Below are 16,306 nucleotides of genomic sequence, written 5' to 3'. Positions count from 1 at the left end.
AAACCAAAGTGCAACGTCAGCAGTTATCTCACTTACGTATGATCGGCTTTTCCTTCGGCTCGGTGGGTACTGGCTTATTTGCCACCACACCCACGGTGCTTTTGCTGTTTTACTTAACCCAACTTAAGGGCGTGCATGCGGGGTTAGCCGGCTTTGCACTGCTTATTCCTAAGCTATGGGACATGGTTACCGACCCGATTATTGGCCGTTGGAGCGACACCACGCGCTCAAAGTATGGGCGTCGCCTGCCCTTTATGCTGACCGGCGCCCTGCTGATGCCCCTTGGGCTGGTGCTTATGTTTAGTGTGCCGGAAACTGCAACGCCCTTGGTTGCCTTTTGGTTTGTGCTCGTGGCCTATTTGTTTTCTGCCACCGCCTACACCCTGTTCGCCGTGCCTTATATTACGATTCCTTCCGAACTTTCAAATTGCCCCGACGAACGCTTAAAAATTATGTCGTACCGTACTTCGGGCGTTATGTTTGGCATTATTTTAGGCTCAGGTTTGCCACCCTTTCTTATTACTTACTTTGGCCAGGACGCAACCGCCTACCAGTTAACGGCTTTGGTGCTAGGGATTATTTGCTTTTCCTTCCTATTGGTAAGCATGCTTTCTATTAAATCTCACAGGCTGCTTGAGCCTGAACAAAAGCCCACCGACCTTTCTTTTTTGCAGCAAATGCTTCGGGTTATGACACCGCTCTTTAGCTACTTGGTTATCACCCATGTGCTGCAAATTACCGCTGTGGGCATTTTGCTTGCTTCTGCCACTTACTTGGCGGTATTTTCCAATGGGCTTGCGCCCGCCGCAGCCGGCAGCTTCCTAACAGCCACCTTTGTGACCGCCATGGTGGCCATGCCCTTGTGGCAAAAACTGTCGATGCTGACATCGCGCGTAACAGCTTTTGCGCTTGGGGCCGTAGGTTATATGCTGGTAGCCATTGCCATGCTGACGTACGGGCTGAACATTGCCTATTGGCACTTTATTGGCTTAGGAGTGGGCTTTGGCCTGGGTTTTGCCGCCATTCAAATGATCCCCTACGCCCTGCTGACCGACACCATTCACCAACATGGCGAACAACATGGGTTTGGTTCGGAAGGTATGTTTACCGGTATTTGGACAGCGTCAGAACAGTTAGGCCTTGCCGTTGCGCCGTTTTTAGTTGGCTTAGCCCTACAGTACGGTGGCTTTATAGCCGGCAGCGAGGCACAAAGCGAAACCGCCATTCGCACCATACTGCTCACCGCCACCTTATTGCCAAGTGCGCTTATGTTTCTTTCATTATTCGCCCTGTACGCATTCCACCGCTTATACCATAAAGGCCCAAGCCATTCGGGTCGATTTTAAAAGGCGTATACCGTAGTATCATGACACTAAACATAAACAATACGAGCTTTTTGTAAATGGCACAGAAAACACATCCTTTACTGGTTACGGATTACCCACAGGTGGTTTTCAACCAACAAACCGAGTCACCCGCCGCTAAAAAAGGCGAGCGCACCCGACAGTCGCTTATTTGGGCCTGCGCCCACTTGCTGAACCAAATTGGTTACCAAGAACTGCGCGTGTCCGACATATGTGAAGTGGCCGAAGTGTCCAATGCCGCCTTTTATATTTACTTCAAAAACAAGGTAGACATAACCAAAGTCACCTTAGAAGACCTGTCCGTACAAATTTTCGACGCCCTCTTAACCAGCACCCCTCAAGGCAACGACAATAAAACCGCACTGTACAACAGTAACTTGGCTTGGTTGAAAATAGCCAGGCTGAACGCCGGGCTTATGCGGTGCATATTACAGGTAAGTTTTGTTATTCCCGAGTTCGCCAAATTCTACGACGACTTAAACTCGAACTACATAAAGAAAGTGGCGAGAAACATTGCCAAGCGCGCCAATATCAGTGAAGCCCAAGCCCAAATGCTGGTGTTTGCCCTTAGCTCTATGACCGACGAATTCACCCGCCGCTTGCTTAGTGAAGTCGACTCGCCCCTTGACGAAATAGCCAAAGACCAATACGCCTCCGAAGCCGAGCTCGCCGAGTTTTTAAGCGAGCTATGGTACAAGGCTATTTATACTTAGAGGTGTGTACTAACTAGCCGTTCTGGTTCATTTCAGGTAGCGTGGTTGTTAGATATTTCTGCAAGGACGAATAAAGTGAGCAGTAATACAATCTCTTACTACTCCAAGCGCGCGGCAACGCTCAGCGAACAATACGAAAGCCTGAGCTTTACCGACGTACATGGCGACTGGATGCAACACCTCCCCGAGAGCGGTTGGGCACTCGACGTGGGGGCTGGTTCTGGCCGTGACAGCGCCTATTTAGCCAGTGAAGGCTTGCATGTGGTTGCGGTAGAGCCAGCCGACGGCATGCGTAACCTAGCCCAGCAGCAACATAAAAACGCCAATATTCATTGGGTGAACGACAGCCTGCCTGAACTCAAAGCGGTTTTTGCACTGCAAATCAAGTTCGACCTTATTCTATTAAGCGCCGTTTGGATGCATATTCCGCCCAGCACACGCGAGCGCGCGTTTCGCAAGTTAAGTTCCTTATTAAAACCCAATGGCAAGCTGGTTATTTCTCTGCGCCATGGCCCCAACCAGCCAGACCATGAGGTGCATGAAACGCGTACCATGTACCAAGTGTCTACGTCAGAGCAGGCTCGCTTGGCCAGCAAGTTTGGTCTGTCGTATTTAGACGTTTCACAGCAAAAGCAGCAAGACAAACTAGGCCGCAACGATGTTTATTGGGAAACAGTTGTTCTCACCTTGCCCGACGACGGCACAGGTGCCTTCCCTCTTATTCGGCATATCGCAGTCAACGACACCAAAACATCTACCTACAAAATTGCATTACTGCGCTCGCTTTTGCGTATTGCCGAAGGCCACCCTGGAGCCGTACTAGACCAAACAGACGATATGGTGGAGCTGCCTTTAGGGCTTGTCGCCTTTTATTGGTTAAAGCTGTACCGCCCTCTTATTGACACTTACGGTATGCAACAAAGCAGCAACAGCAATACCGGGTTAGGCTTTGTTAAGCCTAACGGCTGGCAAGCATTGAAGCCTCTGGCCAGTAACGACATTTATTTAGGTGCGGATATCAACGGCGCATTAGCTAGCAGCTCAAACCTGCACACGGCAACCGTGCTACACCAAACGCTGAAAGATATTTGTCAGTTAATGAAAAGAATGCCGGTGACATACACCACACTGCCGGGTACAGATGAAGCTGTTTTTTCCATCGACATAAAAAGAACGGCGTCTGTTATAACCTCGCTACACTTGGACGATCACTACTTAGCGAGTCTAGGGTCATTTTATTTGCCGAAACCCGTTTGGGACGCCATGGCGCAATTTAGTGTGTGGATAGAACCCACTTTATTGAACGAGTGGGTAAATTTAATGGAAGGATACGGACGCAATAAAGAAAAAGAATTTTCACGCCAACATTATTTTAATGCGTTACGTTGGGATGACCCTGAACGCAACACCAGTCATGTGCGGCAACGTGTCGACGCCTTACTTCTAAGCGATCAAGTGCATTGTGTTTGGTCCCAGAAACGTATTCAAAAACCTAATGAATATGCGGTGGACCATGCCTTTCCTTATGCTCGCTGGCCAAACAATGACTTGTGGAACTTGGTGCCTGCAACCTCTGCTGTGAATGCAAGAAAGTCGGACCGCTTACCCAGTGCGAACAAACTGAACAGCAGCCGCGAATGTATTTTGCAATGGTGGCAAAAGGCGTGGGGACAAAGCCGCACTGAATTTTTTACTCAAGCGCGGCTTGCCCTACCCCATGTCAGCAAGCAAAGCCAAGACTTCGAGGAAGTGTTTGAAGCCTTCGCCCTGCAGCGCAATCGGATTCGTGAACTGCAACAACTCGCCGAATGGTCTTAGTGGCTTTTTTCAGGCTCGGCTGACTCGCTGCGCCAGTTGGTGCGTGCGTCGAGTATGGCCACGGCGCCAGCGGCGGTGAAAGCACCAATTGGTGAACCACATGGCGACCACATACACCAAGGGCATGGGCCCCAATCAGGCCAATAGGGAGTGCAGTTATAATGGGAGGCAAAGCGGGGTTGAGCAACGCAACGGCCAAATAGGCAAGCGCTCCTATTAAGCCAAGCCGCAGGGCATAATGTGGGTCATTCTTTGCTGTAGGCCTTGGTGTTACGTACATAATAGCGCCTTAATACAGGTAACTAGTCCACGAAAATCAACGGTAATCCAAGCGGCGTCTGCATCAATAAAGGTTAGTGCAGGGTTTCCCGCCCCTATAAATTGCCCTTGCGCTAAGTTCATATTAGTCACTACCCCAAAGTGCGGCGCTTTTACCACTGTGGAAGCCAAGTCGTATTGCGCACTTTCAAGCTGCGCTTGAGCCGCCCAAATAGATGGGTTGTCGACCCCTTGTGGGCCCAACTGCGCGCGAGCACTCTCTAGGTTTGCTTGCTGTGCATCTAGGTCCGCTTCTGCTTGGCGAACGGCTAATTCGAAGGGCCGGGCATCGATACTAAACAAGGGTTGCCTTCACCTTAGCATGCATTCGAAGACAGGTTAATGCAGCTTCAATTTCGGCCGCAAGAACCGGTTCATGCGCCCAACCAGCATCATGAGTCCGGTGCGCACGTAACCATGCAGGGCTATTTGGTGCATGCGGTACAAAGACACATAAATAACTCGAGCTAACCGCCCTTCTACGGTCATTGAACCACGCGTTAAATTCCCCATAAGCGACCCCACTGTACTGTATTTACTTAAACTTACGAGGGAGCCATGGTCTTTATACACATAGGGTTTTAAGGGTTTATTTCGCAACTGCGCTTGAATATTGCTATATGCTCGGGAAGCCATTTGGTGGGCCGACTGCGCCCGCGGCGGAACTGGCTTGCCATTGGCTTGCAGGCAAAAAGCGCAGTCGCCAATCACGTAAATGTCGTCGCTGCGCGTTGTTTGCAGCGTGCCGCGCACTGCTAGTTGGTTCAGACGATTATTTTCAAGCCCGCCTATCCCTTTTAAAAAGTCGGGTGCTTTTATGCCCGCAGCCCATACTTGCAGGTCGGCAGGCACAGTTTCACCTGCTTCTGTCACCAACCCTGCTTCGGTTGCCTGCACCACGCGGGTATTTGTTCGCACGTCAACGCCAAGCTGCTCTAGCTCTGTTTGTGCCATACGGGCAATGCGCTCGGGTAAGGCAGGCAATAAACGAGGCCCCGCTTCTATTAGGGTTAAGCGTAAATTGTCTGCGCCTAAACTTTTAAACCCATAGCTTTTTAGGTAGTCAACGGCATTGTACAGCTCTGCGGAAAGTTCGACCCCCGTGGCGCCAGCGCCAACAATGGCAATGTTTACCTTGTCGCTTTGGTGGGTGTCGTTGGTGTAACGAAGAAAAACATCCATCAGCTCTTCATGGAAGTATTCTGCTTGCTGAGGACTGTCTAAATATATGCAGTGGTCGCGGACCCCTTTGGTTTGAAAGTCATTCGAGACCGAGCCTATGGCCAGCACCAGAATGTCGTAACTTAGGGTGCGCTCGCTGAGTAGCAATTTGCCTTTTTCGTCGTAAATGGGCGCAAGTTCAATTGTTTTATGCTCTCGATTAAGCTGCGTTAACGTGCCTAGCTGAAATTGAAAGCCATGATTATGCGCATGGGAACGGTAACTTAGGCCTTCGACCCCTGGGTCCATTGCGCCTGCGGCCACTTCATGCAGTAGTGGTTTCCATAAGTGGGTTCTATTTTTGTCGACTAAAGTAACCTGTGCTTTTCCCTTTTTGCCCAGTTTGCGCCCAAGCCGTGTAACTAACTCCAGCCCGCCTGCCCCGCCACCGACAACGACAATTTTTTTCATGGCTCGCCTTTTCGTTTTATGTTTACTTTAAACTTAGCGCATGTACGGCAATTTACGAATGTTGTTGTGTATTAACTTTTGCTTGCTGCTGTGCGTGCGGCATGTTCGTTTATGGTCATGTTGCGACCACAAAAAAGCCCCGCAATGGCACAGGTCACACTGGCTGCCACACACAACCAGAGTACAGGCACCCAACTGTCGAAGGCGCTGTGTAGTGCGCCGGCTATCATGGGGCCTGCGGCAGCCCACAGGTAGCCTAAACATTGGGCCATACCCGAAAGCGAGGTAGTTTGGCTGGTGGTGTCGGTGCGTAAGCTAATAAAAGAAAGCCCTAAAATAAACACACAGCCAGAGAAAAAGCCCAGCGCGACGGACCAAAAAATAGCGAATTGCGGAATAAACAAAAGCCCTATGGAGCTTAACGCCGTTAAGCCCGCTAAGCTAAAAGAGATCATGCGTTGGTCTTTTAGACGCGCCAAAATAGGGATAAGCGCAATAGCCGCTACAGCGGCAGCCACTTGAAACACACCATGCAACACACCCGCTTCTTCTGGCTGTACGCCAAGCTCAATTAAAATACTGGGCATCCAGGCGTACATTATGTAGGTGAAAAACGAGTTAAAACCTAACAGGGTGGTAATTTGCCAGGCCAAACGGGAATGCCATACCTTGCTGTCGCCCACCGAGTCGGGCAAGTCTGGCGGGGGTGGCGTGTGCTTTCGTAACTGGGGTAACCACAGCACAATACTGATCAAGGTGACTACTGCAAACCCTGCCAACGCCATTTGCCAGCCCATATTTTGGTATTGGCTAATAGGCAGAATTAGCGCTGAATACCCACCCGACACAATACCCATAACCAGCACATAGGTGGCTGTCATGACCGCCAACTGGCTGGGGAAGTCGCGTTTAATGACACTGGGTAACAACACATTACCAAGCGCAATACCAACACCTATAACAGCGGTACCGATAAATAAGATAGCGACGGAGTCGATAAGACGCGACGCAAGGCCCACGGCGATGAATAGCAGGGCAAGAAACAACGAAAGCTCAACACCAATACGCTTGGCGAGCGCCGCCGCCAATGGCGAACCCATAGCAAACGCTAATAAAGGCAAGGTTGTTAACATACCCGCTTGCGTTGGACTCAGCGAAAACTGCTCAATAATGGCTTCCAACACAGGGCCTAACGCTGAAATGGGCCCACGCAAGTTGGTTGCAATAAAAACAATGCCGAGTATGAGTAGTGCGCGTGACTTGTTCATATAACTAGTGTCCTAATACCACAGAGGCCTGCTTCAAAGTTGAAGGTTTTTACTTTGGAAAGGCAGCTATTCCAAATGCGGGGTTCTCACGCGTGTTGCATCTGTCTACAATGCGTCATCTTCTGCTCACATGTGAATACAAGCCCAGGAGCAATGAACCATATTTTATGACAGCCTAACAGTAGGCAACATAGGAGTTAACTCGATGAGCAACCCTTTTATAGATGCGATGAAAACACGCCGTAGCCAATATGCTTTAGGCAGCGACTTGCCTTTACCTAAAGATGACGTGAATGAGCTGATTCAAGAAGCTGTGCGTCAGGCACCTTCTGCCTTTAACTCGCAAAGCTCGCGTATTGTTATTTTACACAATGACCAGCACCAAGAGTTTTGGGACATCGTAAAAGACGAGTTAAAAGCCATTGTGCCAGCCGACAAATTTGGCCCTACGGAAGAGAAGATTAACAGTTTTGCCGCAGGCGCTGGAACTATTTTATTCTACGAAGACCAAGATGTTGTAAAAAACCTGCAAGAAAACTACGCATTGTACGCCGACAACTTCCCGATTTGGTCTGAGCATTCAACGGGGATTGCCCAGTTTGCAGTATGGACTGCGCTCGCTACCGTTAACATTGGTGCTAGTTTGCAGCATTACAATCCCCTACCAGACGAAAAAGTGGCAGCGAAGTGGGATATTCCAGCCAACTGGAAACTACGCGCGCAAATGCCATTTGGTTCGCACCAAGGCGAGATTGGCGAAAAAGACTTTATGGACAACGCGGAACGCTTCCGTATTTTCGGTTAATAAACAAGCCCTTCCCCTTGTCGCTTGGCCATTGCCTTTATTTTATCTTGTGCAATGGCCTTACTTATTAGATACTGTATAAATACACAGTGTTTGATGAGGTTTATAGCATGCACGCTACATTATTAGGGCAAGCGACAAGCACTCCCGCTGTATCGAAACCAAAGCTAGCTATTCCCCTATTTACCGAACGGGTTTCAGCTGGCTTTCCTTCGCCTGCACAGGACTATATTGAGCAAACCCTCGACTTAAACGAGTTATGCGTAAAGCACCCGGCGGCAACTTTCTTTGTGCGTGTGGAGGGCGACTCCATGCAAGACGCAGGTATTTATGCCGACGACGTACTGGTGGTTGATCGCGCATTGCAGGCCGCCCATGGCGACATTGTGATTGCCAGCTTGCATGGCGAGCTTACGGTAAAGCAACTAGAACTAAAGCCCCACACGCGCTTGGTGCCGCGCAATAAAAAGTATGCGCCCATTACCCTACAAGAAGGGGCCGAGCTCGACATATTTGGCGTGGTGACCAGTGTGGTGCGTACCATTCGCCATAAATCCACCTAGTGGCTCGCCCGATGTCTGCGGTATTTGCCCTGGTGGACTGCAACAACTTTTACGCCAGCTGTGAAAAGCTGTTTCGGCCCGATCTTGCCGAGCAACCTGTGGTGGTGCTGTCGAATAACGACGGCTGTGTGGTCGCACGCTCGCCTGAAGCCAAGGCCCTTGGCATAAAAATGGCGGTGCCTGTATTTCAAATACAAGACCTTATAAAACGTTATGGGGTGCACACCTTTTCGTCGAACTATGCTTTGTACGGCGATATTAGTAGCCGCGTTATGCGCATTCTCGAGCAGCTGTCACCACGCGTAGAGGTGTACTCCATTGATGAGGCCTTTCTTGATTTAACCGGTATGAATGAGCTTGAAGCTTTTGGCATGCAAGTAAAGCAAACCATCTTACAGTGGGTGGGTATACATGTGTGTGTGGGAATGGCACCAACCAAAACCCTTGCTAAACTTGCCAACCATGCGGCCAAAGCCTACCCGGCCACCGGTGGTGTGGTCGACTTAACCGCCCGCACACGGCAACAAAAGTTACTTGCGCTGTTGCCTGTGGGTGAAGTGTGGGGGGTCGGTCGGCGTTTAAGTAAGCGTTTAGCCGCTTTAAATATTCACACCGCTTTAGACTTAGCCCAAAGCGACCCTAGCCGCATACGGCGGCAGTTTTCTGTGGTGCTAGAACGCACCGTACGTGAGCTGAATGGCGAGTCGTGTATTGCGCTAGAAGAAGCACCCGCTAGTAAAAAGCAGTTGGTAAGCAGCCGTTCCTTTGGTACGCCTGTTACGGAATTTGCGAAAATGCATGAAGCCTTGGCCCACTACACTGCCCGCGCAGCAGAAAAGTTACGGCACGAAGGACTCGAGGCGAAAGTGCTGAGTGTGTTTTTATGCACCAATCGCTTTCAGTCGGAACAACCACAATACAGCAACAGCGCAACGGTCGAATTAACACAGCCAACGGCCGACACCCGCGACTTAACTCAGCAAGCCGTGGCCTTATTGAAACGCATTTGGCGGAACGGTTACCCTTATAAAAAAGCTGGGGTGATGCTTGCCGACTTTTATACCCCAGGCAGTTACACCCCGAGTTTGTTTGCTGACACCGAACTAGCCGAAACGAACACCCCCTACTTTGGTTCGCAGCCAGGTAGCCGTCGGCTGATGCAGGTCATGGACAGCATTAATCAGTCGGGTAAAGGCCGTGTGTTTTTAACCGGCGAACACCTTAAACACAGCTGGAACATGAAGCGTGAATACCTTTCCCCGGCCTATACCACCCAATGGCGCCAGTTACCTCGGGTGAAATAAGCACCAAACACAACAAGCCAGCAACATACTCAACAATTAAATAGCTAGAAAAACACTTTTACCAACCAACTCTTCCTTGACCAAGTGCTCCGTTTGGCTTAGCTTCGAAAGAGTAAGCCTATAAAGTAAACAACCTAGGGATGATGTCATGAAGAAAACTCTGATTAGTGTTGCTGTAGCCGCTATCGTGTCTACGCCTCTTGTTAGTTTTGCACAACAGGCGGAGCAGTCCGCAGATGAAAAAGCTGATGAGCGTATTCAAGTCATTGGCTCACGTTTAAGTGTTCGTACGGCAACTGAGGGCTCGGCTCCAGTTGATATTATTTCCGGAGAAGACCTTGTTGCTTCTGGCTTTACTGAAACAGCGAAAGCGTTACAGTATGCGGTGCCGAGCTTTAACTTCCCTACCTCGTCTATTACGGACGGCTCCGATGCAGTACGCCCTGCCTCACTGCGTGGCCTTTCGCCAGACCATACGCTGGTGCTCATTAACGGCAAGCGCCGTCACAGTAGCGCCTTAGTGCACTTAAACGGGACCACAGGCCGGGGCAGTTCGAACGTGGACTTAAACGCCATTCCTATTTCCGCCATTAAGCGCATTGAAGTGTTGCGAGACGGTGCTTCAGCGCAATACGGCTCTGACGCCATTGCTGGGGTTATTAACATTGTATTAAAAGACAACCCACAAGGTGGTGATGTCAGCTTAAGTGTTGGCCAAACCTATGAAGGTGACGGCGAGCAAGTGAAGCTGCACGGTAGTTTTGGGGTGAACTTAAACGACCGCGGTGCCATTGTGTTTTCAGGCGAATACCACGACAAGGGCAGCACCAACCGCGCCGGGCTAGACCCGCGCCAACAGTACCCCACCTTACCCAATGGCGACTTAGACCCACGGGAAGACACCTTTAACCGCAAGAACCACCACGTGGGCGACGCAGAGTTTGAAAATACGGGTTTGTTTTACAACGCCAACTACCAAGTAGGCACGGGCGAACTCTATTCGTTTGGTGGCTACAGTAAGCGCACCACCAAGTCCGGCGCGTTTTACCGCCGCGCCCTCGACAACCGCAACGTCATTGAAATATACCCACACGGTTTCTTACCGACCCTAGCACCTGAAACCACCGACGTTTCACTAGCCGCAGGTTATAAGTTTGATATAGGTGAGTGGTTTGCCGACGCCTCGGTTGTTTACGGCAAGAGTGAGTTTAACTACCGGTTAGAAAACTCCTTGAACGCGTCTATGGGGCCAAACTCCCCAACCAACTTCGACACAGGAACCTTAATTCACGATGAAATGAACGCCAGTTTCGAACTGTCGCGGTTCTTTAAGTTTTATAATTATTCTGACTTAGCCGTGGCCTTTGGGGTCAGCTACCGTGATAACGCTTACCAAATTCAAGCCGGTGAGCCCGCCTCATACCAAGACGGTGGCTACGACAACCGCCCTGCGGGAAGCCAAGGGTTCACTGGGTTCCACCCTGACTCCGAGGTAGACGAGTCGCGTAATAACACGGGTATATATGTTGAGCTAGAAAACCAGCTAACGGAAAACTTCCAATGGGCCGCAGCAATGCGCTTTGAAGACTATTCCGACTTTGGTAGTAACACCAGTTGGAAGCTGTCTGGTCGCTATGCTATTACCGACGAGTTTGCGGTACGCGCCACAGCGAACACAGGTTTCCGTGCGCCAAGCGTGCAGCAGCTGTACTTCACCAACATTTCAACCTTGTTTGTAAACCGCAACGGCGAACTTGTGCCTGAGCAGTCGGGTACGTTTAACAACTTAAGTAATGTGGCCCGCGAACTACAAGTGGGTGCCTTGCAACCAGAAGAGTCGCAAAGCCTAAGCTTAGGGGCTGTTTGGAATGGCCATAATGGTTGGTCTGTCACCGTAGACGCCTTCCAAATTCAAATTGACGACCGCATTATTTTGTCCAGCTCGCTGATTCCAGCGGACTCGCCAGCCGTTGCAGACGCTTTGCTTGTGGCAGGGGCCGACAACGCACGCTTCTTTATTAACGCGGTTGATACCACAACCCGAGGCCTCGACGTTGTAGTGGCCAAGCAACTCGACTTAGACCAATGGGGGCAGTTAAAAGTACAAGCGGCCTATGGGTATAACAAAACCAGCATTGACGCGGTGAACCTACCCACCATACTCGACGGCTTACAAGACAAGCTATTTGATAACGTAGAGCGTACTCGCATGACCCGCTCGGTGCCTCAAAATAGCGGCACTCTGTCGTTTACCCACGACTACAACAAACTGAAAACCCACATGGCCTTTAGCTACTTTGGCGACTATGTACTTGAAAACAACGCCGGAGTGCAAACCACCTTTGGCGGTAAAGTCATTGTTGACGCCTCTGTGTTGTACCAAGCAACCGACGCTTTAGGGGTAAGAGTGGGGGCGCAAAACTTGTTTGATACTTACCCAGACAAACAACTTCCAGAAAACCAGTTCAACGGTATTTTTATGTACCCGAACACCAACGCGCCTTTTGGTTTTAACGGTGGCTACTACTATGCAGAGTTAAACTACCGCTTCTAAGTAGTACGCCAATTGTAAAAAGCAGCCTTTGGGGGGAAACCCACAGGCTGCTTTTTTTATGGGTATGATATGCTTATGGGTTCAATATTTTGGTTACAGAGGTTCCAATGCAGTTAACCGTAGAAATTAGTAATTACCCACTCACCGCCAACTACATTCCGGCTATACAAGGCTTTTTAGACGAGCTGGGCAAGCAAGGCGACTTGAACATCATCACCAACACCTTAAGCACACAAGTGTTTGGCGAATACGACACTGTGATGGCCGCCTTACAGGCCTGCATGAAGTTTTCTTTTGAAACCTACGGCATGATGGTGTTTGTGTGTAAGTTTTTGCCCGGCGACCTGAGCCCGAAAAGCTAAGGCCACCGCAGCAGTGTGCGCTACAGTTGTGAGCGCACCACTTCTTCAAGCTGTTCATATTCCACATAACCTGGAATAACGCCCTCGCCGATAAGAATGGCGGGGGTTCCTCGCAGCCCAAGCTCTGTAAATACACGGTAGTTTCTGTCGATGGCTTGTTTTACCTGTGTATTCGACTTTATCAGCGAGCTGGTTTCACTTCGCTGCGCCACCTGGCGTATGGAGTTTGCGTCATGCAGGCCATTCTTCCGATACATCAAGTTTTCCACTTGTGGGTAGTTCGCCGGATTGTCGTGCCATACATTTAAACCAAACTCCGCCGAGTTAACCGGGCTACCGGCTAGCTGTTGCTTCCGTAATGGGACCAGCACGCTAATGACCTTTACTTGCGGGTACTCTTGCACCAGCTTTTGTAAGTGAGGGTCGAGACGCTTACAGTAGGGGCAGTCGTAGTCGGTAAACACAACCAGCGTTAGCTCTGGGTTGGACGCGCCCATCCACGGGTGAGTCGCGTCGTTTTGGTACAGCCACCCATGATGCGCTTGTAATGCTTGTTGGCTTTGCTGTCTGCTTTCAAGGTAATTATGCAAACTGGCCAACAGGTCAGGCACTATAGCCGGGTGTTCTTGCAGTATTTGGTTTATTTCTTCAATTTGTTGCGTCAGCTCGGTACGCTCTTGTGCTTTCACGCCAGTACTGATGAACAGCACCACACTGGCTGCAACAATTAGCTGGGTTATCCAAGTTTTCATTGTGTTCTCCTTTCACGGGCATTTTCAAAAGCAGCCATAACAGCTTGCTGGTTTAGTAGTACGGGTAGTTCTATTCCTTCCGGTGCGCCTGGGCCATACACTTTATTGAAAGGCACACCGTAGCGGTTGTGGGACTTTAAATACTGGGTTACATAGTCGCTGGGTCGGGTCCAGTCTCCTTGCATAAGCACCACGTCGTGGGCCTGTAGTGCTTGGTACACGGGGTTTTGTAGCAACACGCCTACTTCATTGGCTTTACAAGTAATGCACCAGTCGGCGGTGACATCTACAAACACCAATTTGCCTGCCGCCACTTCCTGTTCAATGGCATGCACTTTGAGTGGTTGCCAGCTCGGTGGCGGGTTGGTCTCGTCAGATGTCAGCACGGCAAACGCAATGGCACCAAACAAGCTCATAAAGCCAAGGGCAAAGCTCAAGGCCACACCCCGAGCGCCATACATACGCCATATCAACACAAAGCTAATAATGACCAACACGGCAAATACAACTCGCCACAGGGTTAGCTCTACATGGTTACGGAGCAAAAACAGTAGCCACACTGTGGTGGCCGCAAGCAGAAAGCTAAAAATAACTTTAGTGACATTCATCCATCTTCCGGGCTTTGGTAATAACAGCGCCAGTCGTGGCCGTGCTGCTACTAATAGCCAAGGCAAGGCCATACCGAGCCCAAGCAAGGTGAATATAGTGAGCATTTGTAACGCACTGGCGGCAAGGGCAAAGCCTATAGCTGTGCCTAAGAAGGGCGCAGAACAAGGGGTAGCCAATAAGGTGGCAAACATGCCTTGCACAAACTGGCCTGATAAGGATTGGTCCCCTTTCGTAGCCGCCCAGGTGCTCATATTTCCGGGCAAACGAATACTAAACACGCCCGCCAAATTTAAGGTGAACAACCAGGTAACCAACACCATAAAGCCAAGGAAGTAAGGGCTTTGAAATTGAATGCCCCAGCCTATGGCCGAGCCACTTTGCTTTAACACCAACAGGCCCACAGCAATAAGCCAGAAGGACACCACAATACCGGCCGCCGAAGCCAGAAACTGTTTACGCACCAAGGCTTGCTGGCGGTTGTCGGTTAGCACTGACTGTAACTTCATGCCAAGCACGGGCAGCACACAGGGCATAATATTTAAAATAAGCCCGCCAAGCAGGGAGAATAAAATAAGAGCCCCCCAACTCAACTCAGCCGTACCGCTGCCGCCCGACTGCGAAGTGAACGAGCCTGCTTGGGGGGACACCTGCAGTTCGTACGCCATGGTTTCATCTACCAGGCTTACTTGAATCGGCTGACCTACTAAGTCTACGTCGCCCAGCCAATGCTCAATATCGACGCTAAATTCCAAGGTTCTGCCTTCAAAGGTTATCTGCGGCGGTTTCACTGTGATATCGCGAATGTCCTCCGCAAAGGTGTCCACAAACACATCGGGGCTGACCAAAGCACTGGGCGTTTGTAAACGCACCTGCAGTTTCGAGGTTTCTTTGTTCCATACCGCCTGCTCTACGAATAGCCCCTGTTGTTCGCCATTCGTTAATAATGTGCGAGGCACCTGAGCGAGTGCTTGCTGATACGCAAAGTGCACCTGGTCATTTGGCACCAGTTCAGCGGGGGTAAAAGACAGGGCAATATCGTAATCCGTCAGTACGCACATATCCGTGCAAGACGACATGGTAAGGACACCTTGTAGGTGCACAGGCTGCTGCCAATCAGCCACTTGAATGTGCAGCGGGAACGCGACCTGTTCTTTGTAACCAACGGTTTCAATACCCGCCACCTGGTAGCGCTGCGGACTGGGCCAGTGCCATTCAACCTGCTGAACGTTGGTGCTTTCGCTCCAAACCCCAGTAGGTGCAATGCCGCCCTCGCCTGGGGAGCGCCAATAGGTTTTCCAGTCGTCCTTTAGCTGCACCTCAAGCACAGCGTGCACTATGCCTTCTTCAGGATCTCCTGTGCCCGTTAAACTCAGCTGGACCTGTACCGGGGGATGGTCTGGGTGCTGTAGCCAACCTGTGGTACTACTTGGTGTGCTGGCTTTAGCCGCAAACACCGTAAACATAAACACGTACAATAAAATGTGCGTTAGCCAACGCATAGCAAAACTCCTTCAAATAAAAACAACTAAATACTGTTTTGTTGAAGTGGTTATTTACTCGTTGAACACGCAGAAATGTAGGTGTGGACGGTAGCGCCATTGAGGCACTGGAGGAAAGCCATTTCGTGTCGTACGTAGAGTGCTACAGTTTCGCACCAGAGCGGTTAATATAAAGAGCAATATTAACACCACAGGCAGCTTCGAAGCATCATGTGGTTGTGAGCTTTGGATAAGATGCGAGGTGAGGTCGCAGTCGCTTTGGCTTAACTCAAGCAGTATGTTGAGATTTATCAGGGTAGAAACTGCGGGCGAGAAAGCGAGCGACGGCGCAGTGAGCGACTCGAGTGGCCCCGCCGCTGTGGCACTGCTCATAGCTGGTACTGAGTTAACCGAGTGCCCGCCTTTACAACTTTGTATATGCCCACTGGCCTGCCCTGTGCAGAGCACAAGCACTAAAAGCATAATAAGCAGGCTGGTTAAGCTGCGTTGTTGTCGGGCTGTATCAGTCATAAAGGCAAGCTTATCCCAAGGGTGGATGGGAATGCAATATAGGCTCTTACTATATTAATTTTTGGTATTTCCTAGATTCAACTAATAACTGCAACACTCGCTCTGCGTGTACTGCAATTGCTCTTTAAAAATTACATCTGGTTGCTTAAACCCTAGTACCTTACGCGGCCTGAGATTTATACGCTGCTGTATTTTGGTCAGCATCTCGTTGGTCAATATCCGTAAGTTGCAGCCT

The 16,306-nt window shown here is 50.2% G+C and carries 14 protein-coding genes and 1 pseudogene; 8 read left to right on the top strand and 7 right to left on the bottom strand.

What is annotated here, in order from left to right:
• Positions 1-8 precede the first annotated feature (8 nt).
• The 3 genes from CWE15_RS11270 to CWE15_RS11260 all read left to right on the top strand — a co-directional run bounded on the left by CWE15_RS11270 (position 9) and on the right by CWE15_RS11260 (position 3,895).
• Positions 9-1,346 carry an MFS transporter gene (locus CWE15_RS11270; RefSeq protein ID WP_126758193.1) on the top strand — a complete coding sequence of 446 codons (1,338 nt, stop codon included), beginning with the start codon at positions 9-11 and terminating at the stop codon, positions 1,344-1,346.
• 56 nt (positions 1,347-1,402) lie between these two features.
• Entirely contained in the window at positions 1,403-2,077 is a 675-nt protein-coding gene (locus tag CWE15_RS11265) for a TetR/AcrR family transcriptional regulator (RefSeq protein WP_126758192.1), read from the top strand.
• Between the two features lie 75 nt (positions 2,078-2,152).
• Positions 2,153-3,895, top strand: coding sequence for a class I SAM-dependent methyltransferase (locus CWE15_RS11260; protein WP_126758191.1), 1,743 nt, complete (start codon positions 2,153-2,155; stop codon positions 3,893-3,895).
• Positions 3,896-4,165: 270 nt separating this feature from the next.
• Here the strand turns inward: CWE15_RS11260 and CWE15_RS11250 are convergent, their stop codons facing one another.
• The 3 genes from CWE15_RS11250 to CWE15_RS11240 form a co-directional block, all read right to left on the bottom strand.
• Positions 4,166-4,516, bottom strand: a complete 351-nt coding sequence (locus CWE15_RS11250) for an HlyD family secretion protein (RefSeq protein ID WP_198675021.1) — start codon at positions 4,514-4,516, stop codon at positions 4,166-4,168.
• A 36-nt stretch (positions 4,517-4,552) separates the two neighbouring features.
• The gene (locus CWE15_RS11245) at positions 4,553-5,845 is read right to left on the bottom strand and encodes an NAD(P)/FAD-dependent oxidoreductase (RefSeq protein WP_126758190.1); all 1,293 of its coding nucleotides are present in this window, start codon (positions 5,843-5,845) and stop codon (positions 4,553-4,555) included.
• A 71-nt stretch (positions 5,846-5,916) separates the two neighbouring features.
• Positions 5,917-7,113 carry an MFS transporter gene (locus tag CWE15_RS11240; RefSeq protein ID WP_126758189.1) on the bottom strand — a complete coding sequence of 399 codons (1,197 nt, stop codon included), beginning with the start codon at positions 7,111-7,113 and terminating at the stop codon, positions 5,917-5,919.
• Between the two features lie 205 nt (positions 7,114-7,318).
• On the opposite strand from CWE15_RS11240, the gene CWE15_RS11235 reads away from it, so the two are divergent.
• The 5 genes from CWE15_RS11235 to CWE15_RS11215 all read left to right on the top strand — a co-directional run bounded on the left by CWE15_RS11235 (position 7,319) and on the right by CWE15_RS11215 (position 12,701).
• Positions 7,319-7,918, top strand: coding sequence for a nitroreductase family protein (locus CWE15_RS11235; RefSeq protein WP_126758188.1), 600 nt, complete (start codon positions 7,319-7,321; stop codon positions 7,916-7,918).
• A 110-nt stretch (positions 7,919-8,028) separates the two neighbouring features.
• A complete protein-coding gene (gene umuD / locus CWE15_RS11230; RefSeq protein ID WP_126758187.1) occupies positions 8,029-8,481 on the top strand; it encodes a translesion error-prone DNA polymerase V autoproteolytic subunit in 453 nt (150 codons plus the stop codon).
• An 11-nt stretch (positions 8,482-8,492) separates the two neighbouring features.
• On the top strand, positions 8,493-9,785 hold the full coding sequence (umuC, locus tag CWE15_RS11225; protein ID WP_126758186.1) for a translesion error-prone DNA polymerase V subunit UmuC: 1,293 nt from the start codon (positions 8,493-8,495) through the stop codon (positions 9,783-9,785).
• A gap of 148 nt (positions 9,786-9,933) precedes the next feature.
• Positions 9,934-12,339, top strand: coding sequence for a TonB-dependent receptor plug domain-containing protein (locus CWE15_RS11220; protein WP_126758185.1), 2,406 nt, complete (start codon positions 9,934-9,936; stop codon positions 12,337-12,339).
• A gap of 107 nt (positions 12,340-12,446) precedes the next feature.
• Positions 12,447-12,701 carry a hypothetical protein gene (locus CWE15_RS11215; RefSeq protein ID WP_126758184.1) on the top strand — a complete coding sequence of 85 codons (255 nt, stop codon included), beginning with the start codon at positions 12,447-12,449 and terminating at the stop codon, positions 12,699-12,701.
• A gap of 20 nt (positions 12,702-12,721) precedes the next feature.
• Here the strand turns inward: CWE15_RS11215 and CWE15_RS11210 are convergent, their stop codons facing one another.
• The 4 genes and pseudogenes from CWE15_RS11210 to CWE15_RS12195 form a co-directional block, all read right to left on the bottom strand.
• Positions 12,722-13,453 carry a DsbA family protein gene (locus tag CWE15_RS11210; protein ID WP_126758183.1) on the bottom strand — a complete coding sequence of 244 codons (732 nt, stop codon included), beginning with the start codon at positions 13,451-13,453 and terminating at the stop codon, positions 12,722-12,724.
• Positions 13,450-15,561: a protein-disulfide reductase DsbD family protein gene (locus CWE15_RS11205; RefSeq protein ID WP_126758182.1), complete on the bottom strand. Its 2,112-nt coding sequence runs from the start codon at positions 15,559-15,561 to the stop codon at positions 13,450-13,452. Before CWE15_RS11205 ends, CWE15_RS11210 begins: the two co-directional genes overlap by 4 nt.
• A gap of 54 nt (positions 15,562-15,615) precedes the next feature.
• The gene (locus CWE15_RS11200) at positions 15,616-16,071 is read right to left on the bottom strand and encodes a hypothetical protein (RefSeq protein ID WP_126758181.1); all 456 of its coding nucleotides are present in this window, start codon (positions 16,069-16,071) and stop codon (positions 15,616-15,618) included.
• An 81-nt stretch (positions 16,072-16,152) separates the two neighbouring features.
• A pseudogene (locus tag CWE15_RS12195) lies at positions 16,153-16,306 on the bottom strand (IS30 family transposase); the annotation flags it as partial.

The organism is Aliidiomarina taiwanensis, from assembly GCF_003987015.1.
GTDB lineage: Bacteria > Pseudomonadota > Gammaproteobacteria > Enterobacterales > Alteromonadaceae > Aliidiomarina > Aliidiomarina taiwanensis.
The sequence above is the reverse complement of the archived record's forward strand: the minus strand, read 5'-3'. Positions and strand labels throughout refer to the sequence as shown.

Bases quoted from the DNA above. Each gene is read 5' to 3' on its own strand.
- CWE15_RS11265 (WP_126758192.1), top strand. From the start codon at position 1,403: ATGGCACAGAAAACACATCCTTTACTGGTTACGGATTACCCACAGGTG.
- CWE15_RS11245 (WP_126758190.1), bottom strand. From the start codon at position 5,845: ATGAAAAAAATTGTCGTTGTCGGTGGCGGGGCAGGCGGGCTGGAGTTA.
- CWE15_RS11240 (WP_126758189.1), bottom strand. From the start codon at position 7,113: ATGAACAAGTCACGCGCACTACTCATACTCGGCATTGTTTTTATTGCA.
- CWE15_RS11235 (WP_126758188.1), top strand. From the start codon at position 7,319: ATGAGCAACCCTTTTATAGATGCGATGAAAACACGCCGTAGCCAATAT.
- umuD (WP_126758187.1), top strand. From the start codon at position 8,029: ATGCACGCTACATTATTAGGGCAAGCGACAAGCACTCCCGCTGTATCG.
- umuC (WP_126758186.1), top strand. From the start codon at position 8,493: ATGTCTGCGGTATTTGCCCTGGTGGACTGCAACAACTTTTACGCCAGC.
- CWE15_RS11220 (WP_126758185.1), top strand. From the start codon at position 9,934: ATGAAGAAAACTCTGATTAGTGTTGCTGTAGCCGCTATCGTGTCTACG.
- CWE15_RS11215 (WP_126758184.1), top strand. From the start codon at position 12,447: ATGCAGTTAACCGTAGAAATTAGTAATTACCCACTCACCGCCAACTAC.
- CWE15_RS11210 (WP_126758183.1), bottom strand. From the start codon at position 13,453: ATGAAAACTTGGATAACCCAGCTAATTGTTGCAGCCAGTGTGGTGCTG.
- CWE15_RS11205 (WP_126758182.1), bottom strand. From the start codon at position 15,561: ATGCGTTGGCTAACGCACATTTTATTGTACGTGTTTATGTTTACGGTG.
- CWE15_RS11200 (WP_126758181.1), bottom strand. From the start codon at position 16,071: ATGACTGATACAGCCCGACAACAACGCAGCTTAACCAGCCTGCTTATT.